This window comes from Kitasatospora sp. NPDC053057 (assembly GCF_044546945.1).
Taxonomy (GTDB): Bacteria; Actinomycetota; Actinomycetes; order Streptomycetales; family Streptomycetaceae; genus Kitasatospora.
Genome location: NZ_JBITZP010000110.1, coordinates 1 through 3,792, shown reverse-complemented (window position 1 = coordinate 3,792; position 3,792 = coordinate 1). Strand labels below are relative to the sequence as shown.

General features: G+C 64.6%; 3 protein-coding genes. All 3 read right to left on the bottom strand.

All coding sequences use genetic code 11. The features are described 5' to 3' along the window. Nucleotides 1–683: 683 nt before the first annotated feature. The 3 genes from ltrA to ACIG5E_RS39130 all read right to left on the bottom strand — a co-directional run bounded on the left by ltrA (nucleotide 684) and on the right by ACIG5E_RS39130 (nucleotide 3,688). Nucleotides 684–1,949, bottom strand: coding sequence for a group II intron reverse transcriptase/maturase (gene ltrA, locus ACIG5E_RS39140; protein ID WP_396542040.1), 1,266 nt, complete (start codon nucleotides 1,947–1,949; stop codon nucleotides 684–686). A gap of 761 nt (nucleotides 1,950–2,710) precedes the next feature. Then, nucleotides 2,711–3,109, bottom strand: coding sequence for a hypothetical protein (locus tag ACIG5E_RS39135; protein ID WP_396542038.1), 399 nt, complete (start codon nucleotides 3,107–3,109; stop codon nucleotides 2,711–2,713). Between the two features lie 132 nt (nucleotides 3,110–3,241). Further along, nucleotides 3,242–3,688 (bottom strand): hypothetical protein, encoded by a 447-nt coding sequence (locus ACIG5E_RS39130; protein ID WP_396542036.1) that lies wholly within the window; start codon nucleotides 3,686–3,688, stop codon nucleotides 3,242–3,244. Between the last annotated feature and the right edge of the window lie 104 nt (nucleotides 3,689–3,792).

Genomic DNA, 3,792 nt, shown 5'->3' with positions numbered 1-3,792 from the left:
CATCCGCATAACGCATACCAACGGCATAGCGCGCAGATGACCGTCAGTCAGCTACACAAACAGGCCAATCACCTTGAAGCGCCGAGGTCAGTAGCGCACGCGCGCGTCCAGTCGATCAACTTCTGCACCACCTCGATCATGACCCTCTGCTTTCGTTCCGGCATGAAGGGCCAGCAAACCCACGCCGGCGCCGACAGCAAGACGAACAGCAGCAGGGGCAGGAGCGAGAGCGCAGGGAGGAAGACCCTCAACACACCAGGAGTGGGCACGACGTGTCCTTTTACTCGAAGGAATCGAAGTGCGACACCGCGGCCCAACCCCTTATCTACTACCTTTGCCGCAGCGACGAGCCTAGCGCCCTGGCCACCGGACCACCACGACCGCCTGACGAGCGACCAGAGCGCCCCCTGCCCGGTACGCAGGACCAAGCAGGGCGAGCCCGGACCGCGACCAAGGCGCAGCAGCGCGGGCGGGCGGGCGGGCAGCGCAGGGAATCAGGAGCAACCGACCACAGGCCAGCGGTGAGGTCGTAGCCAGGTGCAACGCGGGGGTGCAACACGACCCCCGAGGCCAAACTCCTGTGCGTTTTCGCAGGGTCGAGTAGCCGGGAGGAGTCTCACCTCCCGGCCCTCACAGAACCGTGCGTAACAGTCTCCCGTTACACGGCTCTTGCCGCTCTGATCTCAGATCAGCAGGACGTTCTGAACGGATGACAGGCGCCAGTGGGCGAACATCCGGGGGTATCGCTGCGCGATCTCCCTGAGCTTCGCCATCGCCTTCCGCTTGCCCGAGAACCGCTTGTACTTCTTCCGAATCCAGCGCACCAGGTAGACGTTGATGCGCAGAGCGAAGGCTTGCAACTCCCACGGCCGGAACCGGCCGTAGTAGTTGATCCAGCCCGCCAGCACGGGGTTGATCCGCCGGGCGAGCTCTTGAAAGGTCAACTCGGAGCGGCGATGAAGGTGCCATGACCGCACCTCCCGACCGATCCTGGTCAGGGCTTCCCTGCTGATGGCCGGCTCGAACGACAGGAACAGGTTCCCGTGCCGACTCCGGTTCTTCCTCGCACGGAACGTGTACCCGAGGAACGTGAACGCCTCGTGCTCGTACGAGCCGCGGCGCACGCCGTCCTTGCAGTACACGATCCGGGTCTTGTCCGGGTGGAGTTCCAGCCCGACCTCGACCATCCGCTCCCGCAGCGATGCCAGGACCTCGCGGGCCTGGCCCTCGGAGACACAGTGCAGGACCGCATCGTCCGCGTAGCGCTCGAACTGCACGCCCGGGAACCTCCGGGCCATCCAGGTGTCGAACGCGTAGTGCAGGAACAGGTTCGCCAGGACGGGAGAGACCGGGGCGCCCTGCGGCGTCCCGCGCTCCCGTGCCACCAGCTGGCCGTCGGGCAGGACGAGCGGGGCGGCAAGCCACCGGCGCACGTACAACTTCACCCAAACGGCGTCGGTGTGAGCATCCACGGCCTTGACCAGCAGGTCCCAGGGCACGCTGTCGAAGAACTTCCGGATGTCGAGCTCGACCACCCAGTCGCGTCTCCAGCACCGTTCCCGGCATTTTCCCACCGCATCCAAGGCCGACCGTCCGGGCCGGTATCCGTAACTGTCCGGATGGAAAATCGGTTCCACCCTCAGCGACAGATGCCGTGCCACCACGGTCTGTGCCACCCGGTCGGCGACAGCGGGAATGCCGAGCATTCTCGTGCCGCCGCCGTGAGACTTAGGGATCTCCACCGCGCGTACCGGAGGCGGAAAGTACGAGCCCGACGACATGCGATTCCAGACCTTGTACAGGTTTCCCTGAAGGTCCTTCTCGAAGTCGGCGATACTCTGACCGTCCACTCCCGGGGCGCCCTTGTTAGCCCTGACCTCCTCCCATGCCCTCGCAACTTCCCATTTTGAAATGTCAAACGGCTTGATCTGAGACTTCAACTGGCTCATCCCACTCCTCCCGGAGAGCATCCGGTTGATGTGATCAACTCAGTCACGAGCGGCCCGGCCCCTTCGCTCCACCCCCGTTACAGGGGTTTCGTCACTACTACGAGCCGGTCCGCCAGCAGGCCCCGCATCGGTACTCGACCCCTTGCGGTTGCTCTACCGCTTGGAGCACTCCCTCTCCCCCGCCAAAGGCGGGGAGTATCAGGACCTGCCTTCTCCTGTTCCGCACGAGAGCAGCAGACCGGACTCACGTCACCTCCATGCCGGACACCGCCTGGCCAATAGACGGGCACCCGCCAGGCTTCTCCCGGGGGCCCCTGAACGCCCCGGTTTTGATGTCGTCTAGTTGCATTTCGACACGTCAGCAGTGATTCACTCGCGTTCGTCTTTCCGGTCCCCACCTGACGCCTCTCGGACGCCTTTTCCTCATCGTTCACCACGACGGTCTTCAGCCAACGCAGCATGAGGCGGTTTGAAGCCTTCCCCCGCAGGACGGCTCCGAAGGGCCAAAACCTTCATCTCTCGTACAGCACCGCAATCCGAAGTTCGCTACCACCAACTCCCTTTCACGTTCAGGACACACTCAGGGGCGCAACGCTGTCGTTGTGTTGCACCCCGCGTTGCACCCGTGTTGCACCTCGCGTTGCAGTGCCGGCCCGCCCGGCCGGGCCCTTGGTCGGTGTCCTGTGCCACCGAGCCTTGACCGATTGCCACTGAAGTTGGACCACTGCGCTGTTCGTGCCATCGAACCTTGACCGCCCTGGTCAGACAGGTTCCGGGCCAGTCGACGGCTTCGTGCCGCCGGACCGCTCCGGGGATTCAGAGTCACTGGGGCCGAACTGGTCACCGATGTTGTTCCACATGAAGCCGTCCCGCCAGCCCGGCTTCGCGCCAGCCCAGCCGAGCAGCGCCCCGAGGACCTTCTCCTGGGAGATCGTCAGTGTCTGATAGTGCAGCTCAGCCACGCCGTCCCTGTATTCGAGCTGGAAGGTGTTGTTCTCGCGGAGCCGGACCTGGATGTACCAGCTTCCGAGCTGCCCCTCGTCCACCCGCTCCAGGACCATGTGGGCGTTTCCCCGCTGCAGGTTGGCCAGCATCGTCCCGATGGCCGGCTTGGACGGGCGTTTCACCACGTGGCCGCGCTCGTTGGTCGCAATCAGCATGACCAGATCATCTAGCAAGGGGCTGACACCGCTCGGCGAAGCCCTGACCAGGGCGGTCTAGGTTCGATGGCACGAACCATGCAGTGGTCCAACTTCAGTGGCAATCGGTTAAGGATCGGTGGCACAGGACAGTCAGCTCTCAAGGTAGCGCTTGAGGACCTCCTGCCGCAGCCACTGATCCTCTGCCTCGCGGGCTGCGAGGACGGCACGGCGACGGGCCCGGCCTGACTCCTCGCGAACCCGCCGGACCTCGTCGTCGAGCTGGTTCTGAGCGCAGAACTCCCGCCGGAACAGGGCGGTGACCGCGCTACGCAGCTTGCGGCCAGTCGGCCGGCGGGTGCCGTGCAGGTGGCGGCGGAGCGTGGCGGGCCGGACGTCGAGGAGGTGGGCGAGGAGGTTCAGGGCGGTGTGGGTCGTGGTGTCCGGGCGCTGGAGGTGGTCCAGGTTGAGCGGGCCGTGCGCGTGGTGCTCCAGGAGGGTGAGGAGGTGTTCTCGGGTGGTGCGGGGTTGGTCGATGGTGCAGCGTTGCGCGAGCGGGTCGTGGAATTGGCAGGTGGCGGATGCGGTTTTTCTTGCCATGGCTCAGTGTGAGTGAACCGCTCCGGGTTTGACCGAGACTTCCATATTTGGAAGATTTGAACCCGTTATGCGAAAGCCATACCCGAAGGACGTCCGGGACCGCG